The sequence below is a fragment of the Brevundimonas sp. P7753 genome (assembly GCF_013386595.1).
In the GTDB taxonomy this organism is placed as follows: Bacteria; Pseudomonadota; Alphaproteobacteria; order Caulobacterales; family Caulobacteraceae; genus Brevundimonas; species Brevundimonas bullata.
This window is the reverse complement of the sequence record NZ_JACARP010000042.1, coordinates 58,852-81,978: the sequence shown is the minus strand read 5'-3', so window position 1 is coordinate 81,978 and position 23,127 is coordinate 58,852. Positions and strand designations below refer to the sequence as shown.

The 23,127-nt window shown below is 69.1% G+C and carries 21 protein-coding genes; 15 read left to right on the top strand and 6 right to left on the bottom strand.

Annotation, left to right across the window (positions count from 1 at the left end; all coding sequences use genetic code 11):
- The first annotated feature begins 153 nt into the window (after positions 1 to 153).
- From HX774_RS09525 to HX774_RS09515, 3 genes are all read left to right on the top strand, one after another.
- The gene (locus HX774_RS09525) at positions 154 to 1,452 is read left to right on the top strand and encodes an SLC13/DASS family transporter (RefSeq protein WP_178826310.1); all 1,299 of its coding nucleotides are present in this window, start codon (positions 154 to 156) and stop codon (positions 1,450 to 1,452) included.
- 162 nt (positions 1,453 to 1,614) lie between these two features.
- On the top strand, positions 1,615 to 2,136 hold the full coding sequence (locus HX774_RS09520) for a hypothetical protein (protein WP_178826308.1): 522 nt from the start codon (positions 1,615 to 1,617) through the stop codon (positions 2,134 to 2,136).
- A 14-nt stretch (positions 2,137 to 2,150) separates the two neighbouring features.
- Entirely contained in the window at positions 2,151 to 2,813 is a 663-nt protein-coding gene (locus tag HX774_RS09515; protein ID WP_178826306.1) for a hypothetical protein, read from the top strand.
- 31 nt (positions 2,814 to 2,844) lie between these two features.
- Here the strand turns inward: HX774_RS09515 and HX774_RS09510 are convergent, their stop codons facing one another.
- The 3 genes from HX774_RS09510 to HX774_RS09500 all read right to left on the bottom strand — a co-directional run bounded on the left by HX774_RS09510 (position 2,845) and on the right by HX774_RS09500 (position 6,587).
- Positions 2,845 to 3,444 (bottom strand): NAD(P)H-dependent oxidoreductase, encoded by a 600-nt coding sequence (locus HX774_RS09510; protein ID WP_178826304.1) that lies wholly within the window; start codon positions 3,442 to 3,444, stop codon positions 2,845 to 2,847.
- Entirely contained in the window at positions 3,404 to 5,104 is a 1,701-nt protein-coding gene (locus tag HX774_RS09505) for an MBL fold metallo-hydrolase RNA specificity domain-containing protein (RefSeq protein WP_178826302.1), read from the bottom strand. The genes HX774_RS09510 and HX774_RS09505 overlap by 41 nt, the downstream gene beginning before the upstream one ends.
- A gap of 139 nt (positions 5,105 to 5,243) precedes the next feature.
- The gene (locus HX774_RS09500; RefSeq protein ID WP_178826300.1) at positions 5,244 to 6,587 is read right to left on the bottom strand and encodes an amidohydrolase family protein; all 1,344 of its coding nucleotides are present in this window, start codon (positions 6,585 to 6,587) and stop codon (positions 5,244 to 5,246) included.
- A 233-nt stretch (positions 6,588 to 6,820) separates the two neighbouring features.
- Between HX774_RS09500 and HX774_RS09495 the strand changes: the two genes are divergently transcribed.
- A complete protein-coding gene (locus HX774_RS09495) occupies positions 6,821 to 7,510 on the top strand; it encodes a VIT family protein (protein WP_178826298.1) in 690 nt (229 codons plus the stop codon).
- Between the two features lie 24 nt (positions 7,511 to 7,534).
- Here HX774_RS09495 and HX774_RS09490 read toward each other — a convergent pair whose 3' ends face one another.
- Both HX774_RS09490 and HX774_RS09485 read right to left on the bottom strand, forming a co-directional pair.
- Positions 7,535 to 7,930: a DUF302 domain-containing protein gene (locus tag HX774_RS09490; protein WP_178826296.1), complete on the bottom strand. Its 396-nt coding sequence runs from the start codon at positions 7,928 to 7,930 to the stop codon at positions 7,535 to 7,537.
- Between the two features lie 110 nt (positions 7,931 to 8,040).
- Positions 8,041 to 8,919 carry an MBL fold metallo-hydrolase gene (locus HX774_RS09485; RefSeq protein ID WP_178826294.1) on the bottom strand — a complete coding sequence of 293 codons (879 nt, stop codon included), beginning with the start codon at positions 8,917 to 8,919 and terminating at the stop codon, positions 8,041 to 8,043.
- A gap of 74 nt (positions 8,920 to 8,993) precedes the next feature.
- Between HX774_RS09485 and HX774_RS09480 the strand changes: the two genes are divergently transcribed.
- The 4 genes from HX774_RS09480 (at position 8,994) to HX774_RS09465 (ending at position 11,772) form a co-directional block, all read left to right on the top strand.
- Positions 8,994 to 9,317: a helix-turn-helix transcriptional regulator gene (locus HX774_RS09480; protein WP_178826292.1), complete on the top strand. Its 324-nt coding sequence runs from the start codon at positions 8,994 to 8,996 to the stop codon at positions 9,315 to 9,317.
- Between the two features lie 25 nt (positions 9,318 to 9,342).
- Positions 9,343 to 9,876, top strand: coding sequence for a rhodanese family protein (locus HX774_RS09475; protein WP_114816006.1), 534 nt, complete (start codon positions 9,343 to 9,345; stop codon positions 9,874 to 9,876).
- Between the two features lie 4 nt (positions 9,877 to 9,880).
- Positions 9,881 to 10,657: a sulfite exporter TauE/SafE family protein gene (locus HX774_RS09470; protein WP_178826290.1), complete on the top strand. Its 777-nt coding sequence runs from the start codon at positions 9,881 to 9,883 to the stop codon at positions 10,655 to 10,657.
- 164 nt (positions 10,658 to 10,821) lie between these two features.
- Positions 10,822 to 11,772, top strand: coding sequence for a helix-turn-helix domain-containing protein (locus HX774_RS09465; protein ID WP_178826288.1), 951 nt, complete (start codon positions 10,822 to 10,824; stop codon positions 11,770 to 11,772).
- Positions 11,773 to 11,831: 59 nt separating this feature from the next.
- Here the strand turns inward: HX774_RS09465 and HX774_RS09460 are convergent, their stop codons facing one another.
- Complete coding sequence (locus tag HX774_RS09460; protein WP_178826286.1) at positions 11,832 to 14,033, bottom strand: TonB-dependent receptor; 2,202 nt, start codon at positions 14,031 to 14,033, stop codon at positions 11,832 to 11,834.
- 122 nt (positions 14,034 to 14,155) lie between these two features.
- Here HX774_RS09460 and HX774_RS09455 point away from each other — a divergent pair, with 122 nt between their 5' ends.
- The 7 genes from HX774_RS09455 to HX774_RS09425 all read left to right on the top strand — a co-directional run bounded on the left by HX774_RS09455 (position 14,156) and on the right by HX774_RS09425 (position 23,120).
- A complete protein-coding gene (locus HX774_RS09455) occupies positions 14,156 to 15,136 on the top strand; it encodes a DUF1295 domain-containing protein (RefSeq protein ID WP_370523458.1) in 981 nt (326 codons plus the stop codon).
- On the top strand, positions 15,133 to 16,032 hold the full coding sequence (locus HX774_RS09450) for an SDR family NAD(P)-dependent oxidoreductase (RefSeq protein WP_178826284.1): 900 nt from the start codon (positions 15,133 to 15,135) through the stop codon (positions 16,030 to 16,032). The genes HX774_RS09455 and HX774_RS09450 overlap by 4 nt, the downstream gene beginning before the upstream one ends.
- 91 nt (positions 16,033 to 16,123) lie before the next feature.
- Entirely contained in the window at positions 16,124 to 17,584 is a 1,461-nt protein-coding gene (locus HX774_RS09445; RefSeq protein WP_178826282.1) for a carotenoid oxygenase family protein, read from the top strand.
- A 4-nt stretch (positions 17,585 to 17,588) separates the two neighbouring features.
- On the top strand, positions 17,589 to 18,734 hold the full coding sequence (locus tag HX774_RS09440) for an acyl-CoA thiolase (protein WP_178826280.1): 1,146 nt from the start codon (positions 17,589 to 17,591) through the stop codon (positions 18,732 to 18,734).
- Between the two features lie 2 nt (positions 18,735 to 18,736).
- On the top strand, positions 18,737 to 20,419 hold the full coding sequence (locus HX774_RS09435; RefSeq protein WP_178826278.1) for an aldehyde dehydrogenase family protein: 1,683 nt from the start codon (positions 18,737 to 18,739) through the stop codon (positions 20,417 to 20,419).
- Entirely contained in the window at positions 20,416 to 21,645 is a 1,230-nt protein-coding gene (locus HX774_RS09430; protein WP_178826276.1) for a thiolase family protein, read from the top strand. Before HX774_RS09435 ends, HX774_RS09430 begins: the two co-directional genes overlap by 4 nt.
- Positions 21,642 to 23,120, top strand: coding sequence for a class I adenylate-forming enzyme family protein (locus tag HX774_RS09425; RefSeq protein ID WP_178826274.1), 1,479 nt, complete (start codon positions 21,642 to 21,644; stop codon positions 23,118 to 23,120). The genes HX774_RS09430 and HX774_RS09425 overlap by 4 nt, the downstream gene beginning before the upstream one ends.
- The last annotated feature ends 7 nt before the right edge of the window (positions 23,121 to 23,127 follow it).

Sequence of the window (23,127 nt, the reverse complement as noted above, 5' to 3'; positions counted from 1 at the left end):
GCGGCCGCTAGCGCACAGACGCCTCTCACCACGCCGCCCGGTCCCGGGATAGTTACGATCTTGCGCATCATGCCCATGGGAATAGCACGACAATCGCCGTAATGGGGACAGGCAAGCCTCGCGGTGGGGCGACCGGATGTCTTCGGAACGGCGATGGACTTCAATCAGATCGCGGCGCTGGTCGTCCTCGTCCTTGTCATCGCTGTCCTCATCCAGGGCCGCCTCCGCTCCGACGTCGCCGCCCTGACGGCGGCCGCGGCCCTGCTGGTCATGGGCGTCATCCGCCCCGTCGAGGTCCAGGCGGCCTTCGCCAGCCCCGCCGTCATCGCGCTCGCCTGCCTCTTCGTCATCGCCTACGCCATAGAGCTGTCAGGCCTGCTCGGCCTGCTGATCCGCCAGGCTACGCGCCTGTGCGCGCGATTGGGCGCCGCCGGCCTGTGGCTGGTCATGCTCCTGTGCGGCGGAGCGTCCGCCTTCCTCAACAACACCCCCATCGTGGTCCTGGCCGCGCCTGTGGTGAAGGACGTCGCCGTCTCCCTCAACCTCTCCCCCAAGCGGTTCCTGATCCCGCTCAGCTACATCACCATCATGGGCGGGGCCTGCACCCTGATCGGCACCTCGACCAACCTGCTGGTCAACGACATGGCTCGCAATGCGGGCCAGCCGGTCTTCGGTCTCTTCGAAATCACGCCCGTCGGCCTGATCATCGCTGCGGCGGGCGGTCTCTATCTCTTTCTGTTCGGCGGGCGCCTCCTTGCCCGAGCCGAAGACGCGGCGCTCGACGGCCCGACGCCTCACGCCCAGACCGGCGACGGCACGATGGGCGACCTGAAGCTGTTCGCCGTTGACCGGCCCTTCGACCTGAAACGCGCCCTGGTTTCCATGGTCGTCTTCGTCGGGGTCATCCTGGCCGCCGCCCTGGGCATCGCCCCCATCGCCGCAGCCGCCTTCGCCGGGGCGGTCCTGCTGATCCTGCTCAGGGTCATCAGCCCCGAGGAGGCCTACGCCGGCCTGCGCCCTGAAGTGCTGCTGCTGATCGCCGGCATGGTGGTGGTGGGGCTGTCCATCGAGGTGACGGGACTGGCCGCGTCCGGGACGGCCCTGCTGATCGACGTCATCCGCCCCTTCGGTCCCCTGGCGGCCCTGGCCATCCTCTATGGCGTCACCCTGTTCGCGACTGAGTTCCTGTCCAACGCCGCCGTCGCCGTCCTGATCACCCCAGTGGCCGTCGCCCTGGCGGAAAGTCTCGGCGTGGAGCCCCGCCCCTTTCTGATCGCCGTCATGATGGCCGCCAGCGCCGCCTTCGCCACCCCCTTCGGCTATCAGACCAATGTCCTGGTCTTTCAGGTCGGCCGGTACAAATACATGGACTTCGTCAGGGTCGGCGTCCCGCTCAACCTGGTCACATGGCTGGTCGGCGTGATCGCGATCCCGATCTTCTTTCCCTTCTAGCGCCAGACCGCCGGTCGGGCGCACGGCGTCGATATTTGCGAAATCTCGAAGACCTTGCCGGTATTTCTCCAAAGTCCGAGAAGGCTCTGGAACCTTTGCCGCCCCTCCCGCGATACGGAGGATGCGGCAGAGGCATCGCCTGCTGAACCAGAGAGCGCCGATATGAACTACGTCACCATCCTTGCGGTCGCCACGCTGGGCCTGGCCGCGTGCAGTCCCTCTCCGTCCGAGCCAGCCGCCCCGGCCGCCGAAGCCCCGGCCGCCGCGCCGGTCGCGCCCGCGCCGAGCCAGGCCGCCGTCCTGCCCGCCGTCGACATGACCGCCGCCAAGGCGCGCGTGACGCCGGAGACGACCGTCGAGGCCGTGACCCTGTCCGGCGACGGCGAGACCACCGTAACGGGCGAGGTTCGCGGCTATGAGGCGCCCGCCTATGTCATTCCCGTGGCGGCGGGCCAGACCCTGAAGGTCACGTTCAAGCCCGGCAACACCAACCTCTACATGAACGTCTTCGACGTGGCCGATCAGGGCGTCGCCGCCCACCGGGGCGATGTCGATGGCGAAGACGCCGTGATCCAGGTCCAGGCGGACGGAACCTATATGATCCAGCCCTATCAGGTCCGCGCCACGGCGCGCCGGGGCGAAGCCGGTTCCTACTCCATCGTCATCAGCCGCACCTCGCGCTGAGCAAAGAGCCCGCCATGACGCTTTCCAAGCCCGCCGTCCTGCTGCTCGGCTCGGTCGCGGCCCTCAGCCTGGCCGCCTGCAGTCAGCCTGAGCAGACCAGCTCCACGCCTCCCGTCTCGGCGACGCCCCCGGCGGCGGCGCCCTTCGCCTGGCCCGCCACGCTGCGCGTCGTCGGCGACGGCTATCCGGCTGCGGGCGCCCCGTGCCGCCGGATCGGGGAAACGGCCGCCACCATCGACTATCTGGACGACAGCGCCGACCTGGTGGGCTGCCCCGCCTCGGATCAGGCGGCCATCGCCGCTCTCGGCGGGACATCGGTCGGTAAGGTCGACGGCGTCGCCCTGATCTCCGTCCCTCGCCGCGCGCCCCAGGTGACGGAGGCGGCAGACCCCCGCGTGCCGGGCACGACGTTCAACGCCGTGGCGTCGATCGGGTGTCGCGGCCCCGGCCTGCCTTCCTCTGGCCAGTGTCAGGCCGGCGTCGTGCGCCGCGCCGACCGCAGCGCCGACGTCATCCTGATGTTGGAAGACGGCAAGGGCCGCACCCTCAGCTTCGACGCCCAGGGCCAGACGCGAGACCCCGGTGCGCGATCGACCATGACCGGCGAGGACACCGTGACGGTGATGATCGGCCAGGAACGCTACGACGTGCCGACCGCCTTCCTCTGGGGCGGCTGACCTCACCGGCGCTCTTGAGGGCGCGCCGAGGTCAACGTCCGCCGTGGGCTATCCGCCTCGCCGTTTCGGCCACGCCCGCCGCATGACGCGCGACCGCGTCTTCCCGCATTCCCGGCGCCACCTCGCCGATATTGTAGTGACCGATGAGCTCCAGCCCCGTCACGGCCGCCAGATGGTCGTCGAAGTGCTTTCGCATGGCGTCCCATGCGCCCGAGCGCTCGACCCAGTGCTGGGGCGCGCCTGAACTGGTGAAGCTGGCCAGTCTCCGCCCGGAAAGCATCGGCTGATTGCCCTCCAGACCGAAAGAGGAATAACCGAACCCCATGCCAAAGACCCGTTCGACATAGCCCTTGAGCATGGCCGGCGGCGCGTTGAACCAGAGCGGGTAGAAGAAGGCGAAAACGTCGGCGTCGCCGATGACGGCGCGTTCGCTCAAGACGTCGCCGCGCGGCTGAAAGCCCTCATGGTCCGGCAGTTCGTCGGCCTGCAGCAGCGGGTCGAACCCCAGACGATAGAGGTCGCGCACGACCACCTCGGTCCCCTCCTCTCGCGCCGCCGTGGCATAGGCCTCGGCCATGGCCAGGGTGAAGCTATGAGCGCGCGGGTGGGCGACGATCAGCGCCTGTTTCATGCGAACCTCCTTGTTTGGAGCGGCCTTGGCCTTCGGACGTGAAGGCCTGCGCCAGGGCGGCGGCGACGTTCAAACGGGGCGACAGGCCCAGGGCTGTTCGCAGCCGCGCGATCAGGACCTCGCGCGCCGCATCGTCGGGCGCGCCCTGCAAGGCTTCATTGATGTCCCCGAGCAGTTCGGCGCGGCCGTTGCGCCAGTCGGGCCTGCCCGCCAGGCCGGGCGTCAAGCGCCCGCCGCCCTCCAAGGGTTCCGCCGCCCTCGGGGTCAGGGCGTAGGCCTGGTCCAGGCCGGGCGAGATGATGGTCTGCTCATCCCTCCCCGCCGCCGACAGACGGGCCGCCAGTCCCAGGCGGGCGTCAGGCTCGCCGTGGATCAGGAAGACCTTGCCCGCCACCGGCTCGCGCGCCTTCAGCCAGGCCGTCAGGCCGACGGCGTCGGCATGGGCGGAATAGGCGTCCATCTGGCGGATGCGCGCATTGACGCGCACGTCGTCGCCCTGGATGCGCACGAACCGCCGCCCTTCCAAAAGCACGCGACCCAGGGTTCCTGCCGCCTGGAAGCCGGTGATCAACACGGTCGTCTCGCGACGCCAGAGCAGCCGCTTCAGATGGCGCCGGATACGGCCGGCGTCGCACATGCCGCTGCCCGCCAGGATGACATGCCAGTCGCGCAGCCGCTCCAGCCCGTCGCTCTCCTGAGGCCGCATCAGATAGTGCAGGCGGGGCGCGTGGCGGAGTTCAAGATAGGGGTTCTCGTCCGCCTCGACGTTCCAGCCCCGGCGCAGGAAGACGTCGGTGGCCTCGATGGCCAGGGGTGAATCCAGAAAGATGTCCCCCGCCAGCTCCGGCGCGTCGCGCATCACCGCCAGCAGGTCGAGGATCAGTTCCTGGGCGCGCCCCACGGCGAAGGCAGGCATCAGCAGGGGCCCGCCGGCCGCCTTGGCCTGCCGCACCTCCTCCGTCAAAATCCGCCGCCTCGCCTCCGGCGTCAGGTCTTCGCGAACGCGGTCGCCATAAGTGGATTCCAGGATGACATGATCCACCCCGACCGGGCCGTCCGGGCTCGGCAGCAAGGGCTGATGGCCCGAGCCCAGGTCGCCTGAGAACAGCAGACGCACCGGCTTGCCGTCGTCCATGACGACCACCTCGATGGAGGCCGCGCCCAGGAGATGACCTGCGGGCCACCACCGCGCCTGCACCCCGGGCAAGGGTTCGATCAGCTCGCCGAACTTCACGGTCTGAAACAGGCGCAGGGTCGGCGCGACATCCGCCACCGTATAGATGGGCGCCACGGGATCGACGCCGCGTCTCTGGTTACGCCGGTTCAGATGGGCGACGTCGCCTTCCTGGATCTCGGCGGCGTCCGCCAGCATGACCTCGCACAGGTCCCGCGTGGCGCGGGTCGCATAAATGGGACCGTGATAACCGGCCCGCACCAGCTTGGGCAGCAGCCCGGAATGATCGATGTGGGCATGGGTCAGGAAGACGGCGTCGATCGACGCAACGTCAAACGGAAAGGGGTCGTAGTTCAGCGCCTTGAGCGACTTCGAACCCTGAAACAGTCCGCAATCCACCAGGAAACGTCCGCCGTCGAACGCGACGAGCGCACAGGACCCGGTGACGCATTCCGCCGCGCCGTGGAAGGCAAGGGACAGGCTCATGGAGCGCTTCCAAGCGGTTGATGGATCACTCTGGCACAATCCCGCCCAGGCGTCATGGACAGAGGCCGGTCAGGCCGATCAGTTTCTCGCGACGCGCCCTGCCCGGAGCGTCGCCCCGCCATCGCTTCTGAGAGCGGCCTCAGCCGGGCTGAAGCGCATTCTTGTAGATGCGTCCGCCCTTCATGATCAGCCGCAGATTGGCTTCCGGGTCCGCAACCAGGGCGATGTCGGTCAGGGGATCGCCGTCGACGATCAGGAGATCGGCGTAGGCCCCGGCTTCGATGACCCCGAGCTTGCCCGGATAGGGATTGCGTTCGCCCGACAGGCTCAGGAGCTCGGCGTTGCGGCTCGTCGCCATGATCAGGACCTCGTCGCTGGAATACCAGCGCGTCATCTGGGCCAGGATCGCGCCCTGGTTTTTGGTCATGGCGGGATCGAAGAGAATGTCGGTGCCCCAGGCCGTCTTGAGCCGGTGCTTCTTGGCCAGCTCGAACGCCGCGTCCGTGCCGGCGAACATCACGCTCTGCTTGGCCTGACTGGCCGAGCCCTCCGGGTACTGATTGGCGTAGGGGCCGGCCACAAAGGCCTGGGAGGAGAACCACACACCTTCGCCGGCGATCATGCGGGCCGTCTCCTCGTCCAGCATCTGGCCGTGGTCGATGCAGCGTACGCCGCCGCGGATCGCCGTCTGCATGGCGCGCGGCGTATAGGCGTGGACCGTCACATAGGTCCCCCAGTTCTCGGCGGAATCGGCGGCGGCGCGGAACTCGACCTCGGTGTACTGGGCCACGTCGATCGGATCATAGGCGGACGCCACGCCGCCGCCTGCGGCCAGCTTGAGCTGGCTGGCGCCCAGCATCAGTTGTTCGCGTGAGCGTTTCAGCACCTGCTCCGTCCCGTCGGCGATGGCGCCGGCGCCGAGCACCTCGCCGCGCGACAGGGGGGCGCCGGGCGCGGTGGGCACTTCATGGGGCATACGGAAATCGCCGTGGCCGCCCGTCTGGGAGATCATGGCGCCGGACGGCCAGATGCGGGGTCCCACTGTCAGACCGGCGTCGATGGCGCGCTTGAGGCTGAAGGCCGGCCCGGCCAGATCCCGGATGCTGGTGAAGCCACGCATCAGCGTGCGCTCGGCCTCGGCCGCCGCCGCCAGGGTGATCAGACCCAGATCGGCGGTCATCAGCTCCATCATCGACATGGCGCACAGCATCGAGTGCCAGTGGGCGTCGATCAGCCCCGGCATCAGGGTGCGGCCGCCGCAGTCGATGATCTGGACGCCCTCGGTCGGGCGGTCGGCGCCTCTGAGCACCGCAGATATCCGGCCGCCTTCGACCAGGACGCTGCGGCCGTCGTGCAAGCGAGCCGTAACGCCGTCGAAGAGACGAAGATTGGTGAACAGCAGAGGCTGACCTGCCGACTGCGGACGACCATAGGCCCGACCCGCGGCGAAGGCGGCCGCCCCCGCCCCTGCGGCGACGAGCATGTGCCGACGCGACAGCGGCCCTCCGGTCGTTGACCTGCTTCTGGGTTGCCCCATCTCGCCTGCCTCCACCCAGTTGAAGAACGTTGTTTTTACAAGCTACACCCCAGGGGGCGCAATCGGAAATCACATGGGTGCTGCTCGCCGGTCAGCGGCCAGGGTCTCAAGCGATCTTCCGCCCTTGCCTCCTCCATGCATCGGGCGTCTTCTCGAGCATCGCTCAGGAGAACAGGACCATGGCTCATCGGGAATCGCACCGGGTCGAGCGGATCGGCTGGCTGCGCGCCGCCGTGCTCGGCGCCAATGACGGACTGGTCTCGACCGCCAGCCTGGTCGTCGGCGTGGCGGCGGCCTCGACCGGCCACGCAGGCGTCCTGATCGCAGGCGTCGCCGGACTGGCGGCGGGAGCCATGTCGATGGCGGCGGGGGAGTACGTCTCCGTCAGTTCCCAGTCGGACACCGAAAAGGCCGACCTCGCGCGTGAAACCTCCGAACTGGCGGGCGACCACGAGGCCGAGCTGCGCGAACTGGCCGGCATCTATGTGGGTCGCGGCGTGGCGCCGGAGCTGGCGACCGAGGTGGCGCGGCAGATGATGAGCCATGACGCCCTGGGGGCGCACGCGAGGGACGAGCTCGGCATATCCGAGATCACCACGGCGCGTCCGATCCAGGCCGCGCTGACCTCCGCCGTCACCTTTTCGGCCGGCGCCGCCCTGCCCCTGGTCGTGGCGGCGGTTGCGCCGATGTCAGGCCTGGTCGTCTGGGTCGCCGGTTCGGCCCTGATCGGCCTGGCCGTGCTGGGCGCCCTGGGCGCCAGGGCGGGCGGCGCGCCCATGGGACGCTCTGTCGTGCGCGTCGTCTTCTGGGGCGCCCTGGCCATGGCCATCACCGCCGGGGTGGGCCGCCTCTTCGACGTCGCCGTCTGATCAGTTGCACAGGGCTATGCGATGTCAGGCGACGGCCGCGTCAATCGCTCGAACAAGGCTGGCCCCGATGTCTTCCGCCTTGGCCTTCAACGCCGGATTGTCGATGGCCGACATGGAGGCGACCGGATCGACGGCTGCGATCTCGCACCCCGAACCCGAGGGCGACGCCTGGATAATGACATTGCACGGAAGCATGACGCCGACCTTGTCCTCGGCCAGAAGAGCTTCATGAGCGGCCTTGGGATTGCAGGCCCCCAGGATGATGTAGGGGCGAAAATCGACGTCCAGCTTCTGTTTGAATGTGTTGGTGACATCAATCTCGGTGATGACGCCGAACTGCTCGGCCTTTAGCGCCTCCCGCACCCGCGCCACGGCTTCATCGAACGGCAGGGTGGTCGTCCGGCTATGATAGTAAGACATGAAGGCCTCCTTCTGGCTTGGTCAACGATCACCGAGCATGGATGTTGCGTAGAGCCCCGACTGGCTGAGCGCTGCGTCGATGAAGATGGATCGAACGTGCCGTGCGCCGCTCACAAGGCGTTCAGCGGCAGCTTCAGAAACCGCTTTCCAGACGGTTCGGCGGGCGGCAGGGCGCCGGCGCGGATGTTGACCTGCAAGGCCGGCAGGATCAGCTGCGGCGCCTTCAGGGTGGCGTCGCGCGCCTCGCGCAGGGCGACGAAGTCGTCTTCCGTCCGCCCGGCGATGTGGATGTTGGCCGCCTTCTCCTCGCCCACGGTCGTTTCCCAGCGGAAGTCTGCGCGGCCGTCTTCGGGCAGGTAGTCATGGCCGACGAAGACGCGGGTGGCGTCGGGCAGGCTCAGGATCTTCTGGATCGAGCGGTACAGGGTCCGGGCGTCGCCGCCGGGAAAGTCGCAGCGCGCCGTGCCGTAGTCGGGCATAAACAGGGTATCCCCCACGAAGGCCGCGTCGCCGATCCGGTAGGCCACGCAGGCGGGAGTGTGGCCGGGCGTGTGCATCACCTCGACTTCAAGCGCGCCAAGAGTGAAGCGGGCGCCGTCGGCATAGGTCTCGTCGAAGACCACAGCGTCGGGCGTGACGTCGGCGGCCTCGAACAGGTCGCCGAAGGTCTTTTGCACCCGCGTGATCTTTTCGCCGATGCCAACCGGCGCGCCGGTGCGGGTGCGGATCACGTCAGCGCCGGTCAGGTGGTCGGCGTGGGCGTGGGTTTCCAGCACGCGTTCCAGTGTCAGGCCGCGTTCGCGCACGGCCTCCAGCACCTGGTCGATGGAGGCGGTCGAGGTGCGCGCAGACGCCGGATCATAGTCGAGAACCGGGTCGATGAGGGCTGCAGCGCCCGTGGCGGGATCAGAGACCAGATAGGTCACGGTGTGCGTGGCCGGGTCGAAGAAGCCGACGACGTCGGGACGGAGCGTGGGGGAAGGGGTCATGCGATTAGCCTCTTGAGTTGCCCCCCAATATATTAGGTATTGCTAATTTAACAAGCGCTCATATATTGCCGTCCATGATCGACCTGAACGCCATCGGACTGGAACGCTTTCAAGCCAGCGCGGGTGACGCCGCCCGACTGCTGAAATCCCTGTCCAACGAAAACCGCCTGATGATCCTGTGCCAGATCGGCGACGGAGAACGGCAGGTCGCAGACCTGCTCCCGCTCGTCGGCCTGTCGCAATCGGCCCTGTCACAGCATCTGGCCCGCCTGCGCGAGGACGGACTGGTGAGCGCGAGGAAGAGCGGCACCGCCGTCTTTTATCGCATCGCCGACCCGGCCGCCCTGCAGGTGATCGGCGTCCTGGCCGAAATCTTCTGTCCTCCGGCCTCCGCCTGAGCCCCTCGTTTCCAAGGAACCGACCATGAACCCGCTTGTCTCTTTGTCCCCTGCCGAAGTCGCCGCACGCCTGAAGGCGCGGACCGCCGTCCTGGTGGACATCCGTGAACCTGACGAACATGCGCGCGAACATATCGTCGGCGCCGTGGCCGCTCCCCTGTCCGCGTTCGAGGCCGCCCATCTGGGGCTGACGCCGAACAAGGACGTCATCTTCATGTGCCGCAGCGGCAACCGGACGGCCGGACACTGCGACCGGCTGGCCGCGCGCGTCGACGGCCCGGCCCACGTCCTGGCTGGCGGTCTGGACGCGTGGAAGAAGGCGGGCCTGCCGGTCAAGACCGACACGAAACAGCCGCTGGAGCTTATGCGCCAGGTGCAGATGGCGGCGGGCGGCCTGATCCTGGTCGGCGCCCTCCTGGGTACGCTGGCGCACCCCGCCTTCTGGGGCCTCAGCGCCTTTGTCGGGGCGGGCCTGTTCGTCGCCGGCGCCACGGGCTTCTGCGGCATGGCGCGTCTGCTGGCGGTCATGCCGTGGAACCGGCGCATGAAGAGGGCTTGAGGTCATGGACCCGCTGCATCTGATTCTGGCGGCGCTCAGCGGCGGGATCGTCGCCATGCTGCTGACGGTCTTCGGCGGCGGGGGATCGGTTCTGGCTGTGCCGCTGCTGCTCTATGTGGTCGGCGTGCGTGACCCGCACATGGCCATCGGCGCCTCGGCCGCCGGCGTGTCGCTGAACGCCCTGACGGCCCTGGCCGGGCAGGCCAGGGCTGGGCGAGTACGATGGCCCTGCGCCATCCTGTTCGCCGTGGTCGGCTCGGCGGCGGCCTGGATCGGGTCCTCGGCGGCCAAGGCCATCGACGGCCATCAGCTGCTGCTGGCCTTCGCCGTAGCCATGGCGGCGGTCGGCCTGGCCATGCTGCGGCCCAAGAAGAACGACGGCGATCCGGGCGTGCGTCTGAACCGAGGCATGACGCCGCGCATCGTCGCATCCGGCGCGGGCGTCGGCGTCGCGGCGGGCTTCTTCGGCATCGGCGGCGGCTTCCTGATCGTGCCCGGCCTGATGTGGGCCACGGGCATGACCCTGGCGGCGGCCCAGGCGACCTCGCTGCTCAGCGTCGCGGCTTTCGGCGCCAGCACGGCGGTGAACTACAGCCTGTCCGGTCTGGTCGACTGGGGCGTGGTCGCGGCCATGGCGGTCGGCGGCGCGGCCGGCACGATGGCCGGACTGCCGCTGTCCAAGCGTCTGGGCGACAACGCGGCCCTGGGGCGTCGCCTGTTCGCGGGGCTGATCCTGATCGTCGCCGTCTATGTGGCCTACAAGGCGATCACCGGCGGCTGACTTCGGTTGCGCGGCGGCCGGAACTCGTCGAGGTCCCTGGGACGTTTGACTGCCATCGCGTCTGCCGATAGGTCTGCCAAGGCTAGTCTGCGCATCGCTAGTGATGATGAAGGGCGCCTGCCCGACACGGCGCAGAACTAGGCGCACTCAAGCCAGGTAGGGATTTGACCGAGCCCGACATTCGCTCCTTGATCATGGGCAATCCCGTCGCGCGCGCCTTCGCCATCACGGGCGACGCCTGGACGCAGTTGATCCTGCGCGAAGCCTTCTACGGCGTGCGGCGCTTCGGCGTATGGCGCGAACGCCTGGGGACGCCCCGCAGCGTGCTGACCGACCGACTGCAGAAGCTGGTCGCGGCCGGCCTGCTGAGCCAGGAGCAGGTCGCGACCGGCACGCGGACGGAATACCGCCTGACCGAGATGGGCCTCGACATGTTCGGCGTCGCCGTAGTGCAGGGCCAGTGGGAGAAGGTCTGGGCCCAGTCGCCTCTGCAAGAACGCTACGCCATCGCCTTTTTCGACCGCGAGACGGGGCGTCGGCTGAAGCCCGCCGTTCTCACGCGCGCGCACGGCGTCGAGGTGAAACCCGACAAGGTCGACTGGAAGCCTGGTCCCGGCCTCATCATCATCCCGCCCCCGACCTCGCGCCGACGACGCTCGGCGCCGATCGAGACGGATCGTCCGATCATAGACCGCTCGACCGAGATCATGGGCGACTACTGGAGCTGGGCGGTGCTGTCGGCGGCCTATTTCCGTCTGCGCCGCTTTGACGAGATCCATGCCGCCCTGGGCGTGGCGACCAATATCCTCGCCGACAGACTGAACCGTCTGGTGCTGCAAGGCGTGCTGGAAAAGCGGCCCTATCAGACCGCGCCCGTGCGCTTCGAATACCGGCTGACGGAGGCGGGCCTGGCCCTCTACCCCATCGTTCTGGCCATGCACGGCTGGAGCCAGAGATGGCTGGTCGAACCCGGCGAGGCCCCTTTGACCCTGGTGGACCGCGCCAGCGGCGAGGCGATCACGCCCGTGGTCTGCGATCTGGACAGCGGCGAGCCGCTAGACCCGCGTCGCATCCGCTGGGAGCTGGAGGCCACGACCGGGACAGCGAGCCCATAAGAAAATCGCCCGCCGGCGCGAGGCCGGACGGGCGATAGTTTTGACGACAGGAAGGACCGTCAGAAGGTCTTGCTGACCGCCACGCCGAAGGAACGCGGGGCGCCGAAGACGCTGAAGCCAATGCTCGCGTTCTTGATGATGTGCTGCTGATATTCCTCGTCGCCGAGGTTCTTGCCGTAGACCGAGACCTTCAGTCCGCTCGGCGCTTCCCAGGAGGCGAAGGCGCTGATCAGGCCGTAGGACGGCACCAGCACCTCGGGCGCGTTCGACGGGTCGAAGTAGAAGTCATTCGTCCACTGATAGTCCGCCCGCGCCGACAGCGTCCCGCCGAATGCGTCCCACTGACCGTCGGCGTAGAGGGTGAACTGGCTTTCCGGCGAGCGCGGCAGCTTGTTGCCCTTGTACGGAAGGGCCAGGGCGCCCGACACGGCGTTGGACGTATATTCGGCGTCCAGCTGAGTATAGGAGCCGCCGATGGTGACGTTGTGGTTCACCGCCAGCGCCGTCTCGACCTCAAAGCCGCGCACCTCGGCCTCGGCGTTGGACGTGACCAGGGTCAGGCCCAGCAGTTCATAGACCTGCAGGTCGGTGTAATCGAGCATGAAGGCCGCCGCGTTGAGGCGCAGCCGCCCGCCCGCCAGCGTCGTCTTGGCGCCGATCTCGTAGTTGTCGAGCAGTTCGGAGCGCAGCGGCTTGGTCGCCTGGGCGCCGGTCTGGGCGGCGCTGGGGAAGGCGCCGGCCTTATAGCCGCGATCATAGCTGACGTAGAACCGCATATTGTCGATCGGCTCGACCGCCAGGGCCAGCTTCCAGGTCGGTTCTTCGAAGGTGGCGTCGGCCGTGACGTTATAGGGCGAACCCGTCGGCCCCAGCGGAATGCCGGGAGGGGCGTTGGCGCCGTTCTCGTTGTCCAGGGCGACCTGATGCACTTCGCGTTCGTCATGCGTCCAGCGCGCGCCGGCGGTCAGCTCCCAGATGTTGGCGAAGGGGATCGTGGCCTGGCCGAACACGGCGTAGCTGGAGTTGGTGGCGTCCTGATTGAAGGTCGTGTCGCCGCCAAACGAAGGCGGTGCGATCGGCAGCGCCGTCTGCACCACGAACCGCTCCGACCGCTCCACCTCTTCGCGGAACATATAGACGCCGGCGACCCAGTCGATCGAAGAACCGGACTTGGAGGTCAGGCGGAATTCCTGGCTGAACTGCTTGGCCGCCTCGCTGGCGCGGTCGTCGACCGAAAGAGGGAAGCCCGGGAACGGCAGCCCGCCCAGGTTGTCGCGCCAGCTGTAGTCGTTGTCGCGGTAGGAGGTCAGGGAGATGACGTCGAAGTGCTCGGCGCCCGACCACTGGGCGCGCCCGGTCAGGCCCCAGTTTTCCCGCTTCTGATAATTGTCCGCCGAAGAGAAGCTCTGCCGCACGCTCAGACCGGCGCGCAAGTTGTTCACCAGCGTCGCAAAGGCTGGCGGCGTTGACGAGGCCAGGACCGGAACGCGGGCGTGGCCCTGCATGTCGTCCTTGGAGTAGTCGACGCCGCCCAGGAAGCTCCAGTCGCCGGCGTTGTGCAGCACCTGGGCGCGCAGGCCAAACTGTTCGCCGCCCTCCAGGCCCCGGCCGGTCGGCACGTTCTTGGCGTAGCCGTCGTTCTGGTTCCAGCGCAGGGCCAGACGACCGGCGGTGTCCTCGCCCAGCTGGCGGTTCAGCACGGCCTCGACGCCGCGCTCGTCAAAGCTGCCGAGGCGGCCGGTAAGCTGGGCCGAGTTCTCGAACCGCGGCTTCTTGGTATAGACGTTCAGCGCCCCGCCCGAGGCGTTGCGGCCATAGAGGGTGCCCTGCGGCCCGCGCAGGATCTCGACCCGCTCGACATCCAGGAAGGCCATGGAACTGGCGCCCGCGCGGCCGATGGAAACCTCGTCGATCGACACGCCGATGGAGGGGTCGCTGGCGGCGGAATCGCTGGTGGTGCCGACGCCGCGGATGAAGATCTGCGGCTCGCCGATGTTGAACTGGGTCAGGGTCACGCCCGGCGCCTTGCCCGCCACGTCCTGAATGCCCGTCGCCGCCGTGCGCTCCAGTGTCTCGGCGTTGAAGGCGGTGACGGCGATCGGCACGTCCTGAAGGCTCTGCTCGCGACGCTGGGCCGTGACGACGACGTCGCCGAGCGTGACGGCGCCCTCGGTCGGCGTGGTCTGGGCCATGGCGGGTACGGCCATCCCCGTGGCCAGCAGCAGCGTCGCGACCGACGCGCTGAATGCGGTCTTCCTCATGTTTCGCTCCCTCGACCGCGCCCCGGCTCCGTTGATCGGATGCTCCAGCGGTCAAACAGAAGCTTGCGCTAACGAACCTTGTTTGCAAGTCTTTTTACGCAAGTCATAAATGGAGCCGCCGCGTGAGACTGGATGGATGGATGCTGGCCGCCTTGGCCTGGGTCGCTCTCGTGGCGGTCTGGCTCTTCGTCATGCCCTCGAAAACACGCGGAAAAGCATGGCATTACGTCATGATGGCCGCGCCTCTGGCGGCCTTCGCCGCCGCCTTCGCCGCGCCGCCCTCCCTGTTGCGTGAAACATTGTTCATCTGGCTCGCCAGCGGCGGCGGGGTCCTGACCGTGGTCGCCCTGGGCTGGCTGGCGGGGACGATGAAGCGCAATCACGGACTGATGGACGTGGCCTATCCGCTGGCCCCGGCGGCGGCGGCGGGAACGGGTTTCGCCCTGTCCGGCCTGCCGCTGGACCTGTTCAGCGGCCTGTTCCTGCTCAGCCTCGGCGTCTGGTCGGTCCGGCTGGCGGTCCAGACCTGGGGCCACAACATCCACGCCGAGCGCCAACCCTACGCCCATTGGCGCAAGAGCCACGGCCCCAACTGGCTTTGGTGGAGCGGCTTCCAGGTTCACCTGCTGCAAGGCGTCACCGTCTGGCTGTGGTGCGCGCCCTTCGCCTTCATCCTGACGGCGCCGACGCCGCGTCCGACCGCGCTGCTGGCCCTGGGCGTCGTCGTCTGGCTGGCCGGCTTCCTGTTGCAGAGCACGGCGGATCGCCAGCTGGCGGCCTTCAAGCGCGCGCCCGCCAACCGCGGCGGCCTGCTGGACACGGGCGCCTGGGCCTTTGTGCGCCACCCCAACTATCTGGGCGAGAGCGTCATGTGGGCGGGCTGGTTCGTGCTGGCCTTGGCGCATCCGTGGGGCTGGGTCACGATCTTCGCGCCCCTCTATACCGGCTGGTTCATGGGCTACGCTTCCGCCGCGCCATTCAAGGAGCAGCACATGGCGCGCACCCGGCCCGAGGCCTGGGCCGCCTATTGCACCCGCACCCCCCGCTTCCTGCCCTGGCCGCGACCGAAGACCACCGCCAATGCAGAAGGCGCAGACGCATGAGCGCGCTTCAGGATCGGGTCGTCATCGTCACCGGCGCCGGGCGCGGCCTCGGTCGGGCCTATGCCCTGGACCTGGCCCGGCGCGGAGCCGCCGTGGTGGTCAACACCCGGCCCCGCCCGGCCGACGCGCCCGGCTCCGCCGAGGCGGTCGTGGCCGAGATTCTCGCCCAGGGCGGTCGCGCCGTCGCCGCGCCGCTGGCCGTCGAGGAGGCCGATTCCGGCGAGCGGCTGCTGGCAGCCGCTCTGAACGCCTTCGGTCACGTCGACGGCCTGCTGAACAATGCGGGCGCGCCCGAGGCCAGGACCCTGCACAAGCAGACCACCGACGCCTTTCGGCAAGTGTTCGAGGTCAACTTCTTCGGCGCGCTGACCCCCACCCTGCCCGTCTATCGCCATCTGCGCGCCCAGGGCTCGGGCCGCATCCTGATGTCGACCTCAGCGGCGGGGTTGCACGGCGTCCACGGCATGGCCGCCTATTCGTCCTCCAAGGCGGCGCTGATCGGCCTGATGCGGGTCATCGCCCTGGAAGGCGCGTCGCACGGCGTGGCCTGCAACGCCATCGCCCCCTACGCCGCCACCGGCATGACCGCCGACTATCTGGACGCCGACAGCGCCGCCCGCATGGCGCGGGAGCGGGTCGCCCCGGTCGCCAGCTGGCTGATGGCGCCGGACTGTCCTTTGAACGGCGAGACCCTGGTGGCGGGGGCCGGGCGCGTGCGGCCCGCCGCGCGAATCGAGGGGCCCGGCCTGGCCTTCGCCGCCGATTTCGCCCCCGACGACCTGGCCGCACACGCCGCCGCCCTGATGGATCTGCACGGCTGGAAGACCTTCACCGACGGCAACGCCGCCTTTGATCAGCTGATGGCCGCGCCGCTGCCGCCGACGCCGTCAAAGTGACTTGCGTTAAGCGACTCAACCGCTCATGGTCGCAGCAGACAAGGATGAGCGAGGCGCGATCTCGCTCACGAACAGGGAAGGAACAGCCGTCATGGCCGACGACGCCCGCCGGATCGAAACCGGACCGCTCAGCCCGTTGAACACGCTGAACCCCTATCTCCAGGGGGCCTATGAACCCGTGGCGAAGGAGACGACCGCGCTGAATCTGGAGGTGATCGGCGAGATCCCGAAAGACCTCTACGGCTGCTTCTACCGCAACGGTCCGAACCCGGCCCAGGCGCCCGAGGGGATGCACCACTGGTTCGACGGCGACGGCATGCTGCACGCCGTCTATTTCGAGAACGGCAAGGCCGAGTACCGCAATCGCTTCGTCCGCTCGGCGGATCATGTGGCGGACCTGAACGGCGGCTGCGGCGCGGGCGGGGTCATGCTGCCCTCGACGCGTGCCAATCCCGCCTCGACGCGCGGCGACAAGGTTTACAAGGACACGGCCAATACCGACGTGGTGCTGCACAACGGCTCGCTGATGGCGCTGTGGTACATCTCGGGTCATCCGATTCGGGTGAATGCGCGCACGCTGGAGACGGTCGGCGTCGAGACCTTCGGCGGCAAGCTGCCGCGCCACGTCTCCGCCCATTCCAAGGTCGACCCGCGCACCGGCGAGTTCGTCTTCTTCGACTATTCCCTCTACGAGCCGTGGATGACCTACGGCACGGTCAGCGCCAATAACGAGCTGACCCATTTCGAGCGCGTCGAGCTGCCGGGGCCGCGCCTGCCGCATGACATGGGCCTGACCGAGAACTACGTCATCCTGCACGATCTGCCGGTGGTCTTCACCGACGCCGGCCTGCGCAAGAGCCAGTGGAACATCCACTTCGCCGACCAGCCCGCCCGATTCGGCGTGGCGCCGCGCCGAGGCCGCGGCGACCAGATCCGCTGGTTCGAGACGGATAGCTGCTACATCTACCACGTCGTCAACAGCTGGGAGGACGGCGACGAGGTCGTCATGACCGCCTGCATGATGACGCCCAACGGCTATCCGCCGAACCCGGCCTACGGCCCCTATGCGGCCATGGTGAATGTGCTGGCCCTGAACGCCGTGCCCGTCGAATGGCGGATGAACATGCGCACCGGCGAGGTGAAGAAGCGCCAGCTGGACGACCGCATCGGCGAGTTCCCGGTCGTCAACCTCGACTATTCCGCTCAGCCGACCCAGTGGTCCTATCACGTGGCCATGTCGAAGACGGAGCTTCAGCGCTTCAAAGGTCTGATCAAGTACGACCTAAACACGGGCGCGGCGCGGACCTATGATTACGAGCCGCAGATGTTCGGTTCCGAACCGGCCTTCGCCCCGCGCATCGACGCGCGGGCCGAGGACGACGGCTACGTCATCGCCTTCGTCACCGACGAAAACACGGGCCGGTCCGAGGTCCAGGTGATCGACGCCCAGAACTTCGAGGCCGGGCCGGTGGCGCGCGTGATGCTGCCCGTGCGAGTGCCCGCTGGCTTCCACGGCACCTGGGCGCGCGGCGATCAGATGGCGAAGGGTTGATCCGTTGAGCGCCTATATTCACGACGCCGTCCGCACCCCGCGCGGCAAGGCCCGCCCCGACGGCGGGCTGGCCGCCCTGAAGCCGCACGAACTGGTCACGGGCCTGATCGACGCCATCGAGGCGCGCGGCCATGCGCCCCGCGCCGCCCAGGCCCTGATCCTGGGCTGCGTCGGCCAGGTCGGCGCCCAGGGGGCCAATGTCGCCCTGGTCAGCAAGATGCACGCGGGTCTGGACGACGCCGCCTTCGCCTTCGCCCTGAACAACTACTGCGTCTCGGGCCTGACCGCCGTGGGTCAGGCGGCGGCCCTGGTCCAGACCGGCGCCGTGGGTTCGGCCCTGGCCGGCGGGGTCGAGATGATGTCCCGCGTCCCCTTCATGGGCGACAAGGCCGACTACTACGAGGACGCCAGCTTCCCGCCGCGCACCCGCTACCTCCCCGTCGCCGTCGCCGCCGACCGCCTGGCCGAGGACTTGGGCGTCACGCGCGCCGAGATGGACGCCGCCGCCCTGACCTCGCAGCAGCGCACCGCCTTCGCCGAGGGCACGCCGCTCACCGCCTCGCGCATTCCCCTGAACGGCCTGTCGCACGAGGAAGCGGCGCGCCCAAAGACCAGCAGCGAGAGCCTGGCGTCGCTGCCCCCCGCCTTCGCCGCCCTGGCCGCGCCCTACGCCGAGGCGCTGGAGGGACGGGTGATCGACCACCGCCATACCGTGTCGCACGCCCCGCCGATGAGCGACGGCGCCGGGCTGGCCCTGATTTCCAGCCAGGCCGACGGCGCCCGCGCCCGCATCCTCGCCTGGGCCGAGGCCGGGGGCGATCCCGCCGCCTCCCTGACCGCCGGCTTCACGGCGATGGACCGGGTGCTGGACCAGGCCGGGCTGACCCTGGCCGACATGGACCGGATCGAGTTCATGGAGGCCTTCGCCGTCACCATCGCCAAGTTCACGCGGGAACACCCGACGCTGAGCGACAAGGTCAATGTCGGCGGCGGCCACCTGGCCAAGGGGCACCCGATGGGCGCAACCGGCGCCATCCTGCTGTCGTCCCTGCTTGATGCGCTCGACGCCTGCGAAGGCCGCTACGGTCTAGTTGTGGCCGCGGGCGCGCAAGGCGTCGGCTCGGCCATGATCGTCGAGCGGATGGGCTGAGCATGAACGCGCCCTTCCCGCCCGCCGAGGCCCGCCGCGCCCTCATCGAACGTCACGCCGACCTGATCGAGGCCGCAATCAAGGCCGTGTCCGCCCGCGCCGCCTGGTCGCCGTTCAAGGACTCGCCCTCGACCAAGATCCACGGCCCGGACAAGCCCGTCGCGGGCAAGGCCGCGTTCGAGGCCCAGCTCAATAGTCCCTTCGACCTGGACCTGCCCGGCGTGATCGACCGCGTCGGCGCCGAGGTCTCGCCCTTCACCGGCAAGGCGCTGGGCATCACCTATCCGCGCTGCGATCCCGAGGCTTTGGTTGTGGCCGCTCACGCCGCCTGGCCCGACTGGCGCGCCGCCGATCCCGAACTGCGTCTGGCCCTGTGCGCCGAGATGGCGATGCGCCTCTACGACGCGAACTTCGAAATGGCCCAGGCCGTCATGCACGTCGCGGGTCAGAGCTATACCCAGGCTTTCAGCGGCTCCGGCCCCAATGCCCTGGACCGGGGCCTAGAGGCCTTGGCCTACGCCGCCAAGGCCATGCGCGACGTGACCCGCAGCGCCCGCTACGAACGCGACTTCGCTGGCGAAGCCGTCAGCCTGGACAAGACCTATGTCCTGGTCCCGCGCGGGATCGGCCTGGTCATCTGCTGCGCCAGCTTCCCGACCTGGAACGCCTATCCGGCCCTGTTCGCCAGTCTGGCGACCGGCAATCCGGTCATCCTCAAGCCCCACCCCATCGCCGTCCTGCCCATGGCCATTGTCGCGCGCGAATGCCGTCGGGTGCTGGCCGACTTCGGCTTCGATCCCAACCTGATCACCCTGGCCGTCGACACCCTGGCCGAGCCGGTGGCTCAGGTTCTGGTCGATCATCCCGCCGTCCAGATCGTCGATTTCACCGGCAGCCCCCGCTACGGCGGCCATCTGGAAAGGACGGTGACGGGCAAGCTGCTGTTCACCGAGACGGCGGGCGTCAACACGGTGGTGGTCGAATCCGTCGCCGATCTGGACGCCGCCGCTCGCGCCGTGGCGCGCGCCGCCAGCCTGTTCTCGGCCCAGATGTGCACCAGCCCGCAGGTGGTCTATGTCGCCCCCGCTCTGGCAGAGCCCTTCGCCGCCGCCTTGGTCGCCCAGATCGACGCCATCGCCGAAGACCCGGCCCTGGCCGCCGGGATCATGGGCGCTGTCCAGGGCGAGGTCAGCCTGAAGGCCGTGGCCGACGTGCGCGGGGCCGTGGAGCGGCGTCCCGGCGTCCGCGTCCTGCGCGAAGCCGCGCCCTACGCCCACCCGCAGTTCCCCCAGGCGCGCACCCTGACGCCCCTGGTGCTGGGCGTCGACGGCTCCGCGCCCGACCTCTACGCCGAGGAGCATTTCGGCCCCGTCCTGTTCGTGGTGACGATGGAGGCCGACGCCGCTGTGGCCGAGGCGACCCATCTTGCCCGCACCAAGGGCTCGATCTCGTCCTATCTCTATTCGACGGATGAGGCCTTCATCGATCGCTCGACGCCGCTCTATGAGCAGGCGGGGGCCAATCTGACGATCAACCTGACCGGGGCGATGTGGATCAACTTCGCCGCCGCCTACAGCGACTATCACGTCAGCGGACTGAACCCGGCGGGCAACGCCTGTCTGGCCGACCTGGCCTTCGTCGCCGCGCGCTTCCGCATCGTCCAGCGTCGTCGTCCGACAGCATGATGACGCCGGTCTTCATCGCCGGCGTGTCGATGACCGCCTTGGGTAAGCGCCCCGCCGACACGGTGAAGAGCCTGACCGCCGAGGCCGTGCGCGACACCCTGGCCGACGCGGGCGCGCAGGTCGGCGACATCGAGGCCGCCTGGTTCTCCAACACCCGCCAGCCCATGCTGGAGGGGCAGAACACGGTGCGGGGCCAGATCGCCCTGCGCCCGCTGGGCCTGGCCGGCATCCCCGTGGTCAATGTCGAGAACGCCTGCGCCTCGGGCTCGACGGCCCTGCATCAGGCGATACAGTGGCTGCGCGCGGGTGGGGGCGATATCGCCCTGATCGTCGGGGCCGAGAAGATGGTCTGGCCCGACCGGCCCGAGCGCGTCGCCGCCGCCTTCATGGGCGGGACCGACATCCACGACCGCGAGGGCGTGCTGGCCTATATCGCCGCCATGGGCGGTGAAGCGCCGGGCGAAGGCCGCAGCCTGTTCATGGACCTCTACGCCGCCCAGGCCCGCGCCCACATGGCCCGCTTCGGCACGACGCAGGAAGACTTCGCCCGCCTCGCCGCCAAGAACCACAGCGCCGCCGCCCTCAACCCGAAGTCGCAATACCGCACGCCGATGACGGTGGATCAGGTGATGGCCGACAAGCCCATCGTCTTCCCCTTCACCCGCGCCATGTGCGCCCCCGTCAGCGACGGCGCGGCGGCCATGGTGGTCTGTTCGGCCAAGGGGTTGGCGCGGCTGGGCGCCGCCGCCCGCGCCGTGCGGGTGCGCGGCTGCGCTCTGGTCAGCGCCACCGACCGCGCGCCCGACGATTACGCCAACCATATCGGCCGCCGCGCCGCCCGCGCCGCCTATGAGCAGGCCGGTTCGGGGCCGGAGGCCGTGGACCTGGCCGAGGTTCACGACGCCACCAGCTACGCCGAACTGCAGCAGATCGAGAACCTGGGTCTGGCCGTGCCCGGCGAGGTGGGCGCGCGGCTGAAGGCGGGCGATTTCGCCCTGGGCGGCCGCACCCCGGTCAACCCGTCCGGCGGTCTGGTGGCCAAGGGACACCCGGTCGGCGCCACCGGCATCGGCCAGCTGTATGAACTGATCCAGCATCTGCGCGGCGAGGCCGGCGACCGTCAGGTCGCGGGCGCCCGCATCGCAGCGGCCGAGAACGGCGGCGGTTTCCTCGGCGTCGAGGAGGCGGCCACCGTCGTCACCATCCTGGAGCGCCCGGCGGCATGATCCGGCACCCGATCCGCGCCCTCTACGACAAGCTGCCCGCCAAGCGCGACCGTCCCGCCCTGTTCGACGGCGACCGCGTCCTCAGCCACGGCCAGCTGGTCGCCCAGGTCGAGGCCGCCGCCGCCGACCTGATCGCGCGCGGCGTCGCGCCCGGCGACCGCGTCGGCCTGTGCGCCGCCAACAGCGCCGGTCATGTCGTCGCCTATCTGGCCATCCTGCGCGCCGGGGCGGTCTGGACGCCGCTGAACCCGCGCAACGGGCCGCGCCTGAACAGCCTGTTCCAGCAGCGCGCCGGTCTGCGCCTGACCCTGCACGACGTCGAATCCGCCCAAGCCATGGGCGAGACGGCCCGTCCGCTGGCGCTCGACGACGGGCGCCCGGCCCCGGCCGATGCGGCGACCCTGCCCCCGATTCCCGACGATCCCGAGCGTCCCTTCGCCCTGAAATTCACCGGCGGCTCGACCGGCGTGCCCAAGGGGGTGCTGCAAAGCGTCCGCAGCGGGGCGGCGGCGCTGCGCTCGCTACAGAGCTTCTATGGCTTCGGCCCCGATGACGTGAACCTGGCCGTCGCGCCGCTGACGCACGGGGCCTCGCACTACATCCTGCCGGTGCTGGCGGCGGGCGGGGCCCATGTCCTTCTGGACAAGCCCGAGCGCGAGGCCATTCTGCGCGAGCTGAAGACCCGGATCACCACCGTCTTCATGCCGCCGACCCTGATCTATCTGCTGATGGAGGAAGGCCGCTTTGCGCCCAGCGACTTCACCCGCCTGCGCCACCTGACCTACTCCGCCGCCCCCATGCCGCCCGCCCGGATCGCCGAGGCCCTCACGCGGTTCGGCCCTGTGCTCTCGACCCTGTACGGCCAGACCGAAGCCCCCATGACCATCGCCGGCCTGTCGCCCGCCGAGATGGCCCGGCCCGAACTGCGGACCTCGGTCGGGCGACTGTTCCCGGATACGCCGGTCGCCCTGCTGGGCGCCGACGGCGCGGTCCGCACGGGCGAGGCGGAGGGCGAGATCCTGGTGCGCGGCGACCTGGCCGCCACTGTCTATCTGGACGACCCGGCGCAGACCGACGCCGCCGGCCACGAGGGCTGGCTGAAGACCGGCGACATCGGGCGGCTGGATGCGGACGGCTACTTGTTCCTGTTGGGCCGGTCGAAAGAGCTGATCATCAGCGGCGGCTACAACATCTATCCCGCCGAGGTCGAAGCCGCGCTGAACGCCCACCCCGCCGTGCGCGAGGCCTGCGCCTTCGGCGTCGCCGACCCTGTCTGGGGCGAGCGGCTGGAGGCCGTCGCGGCCCTGGACGACCCTTCGGTGACGCCCGAGGCCCTGACCGCCTTCGTGCGCGAGGCCGTCGGCCCGGTGCGCACCCCCAAGACCCTTCATATCGTCGCCGCCCTGCCCCGCAATCCGGTGGGCAAGGTGGTGCGCGGCGAGGTGAAGTCACTGATCTATCCGGCGCCTCAATGACCGGAAG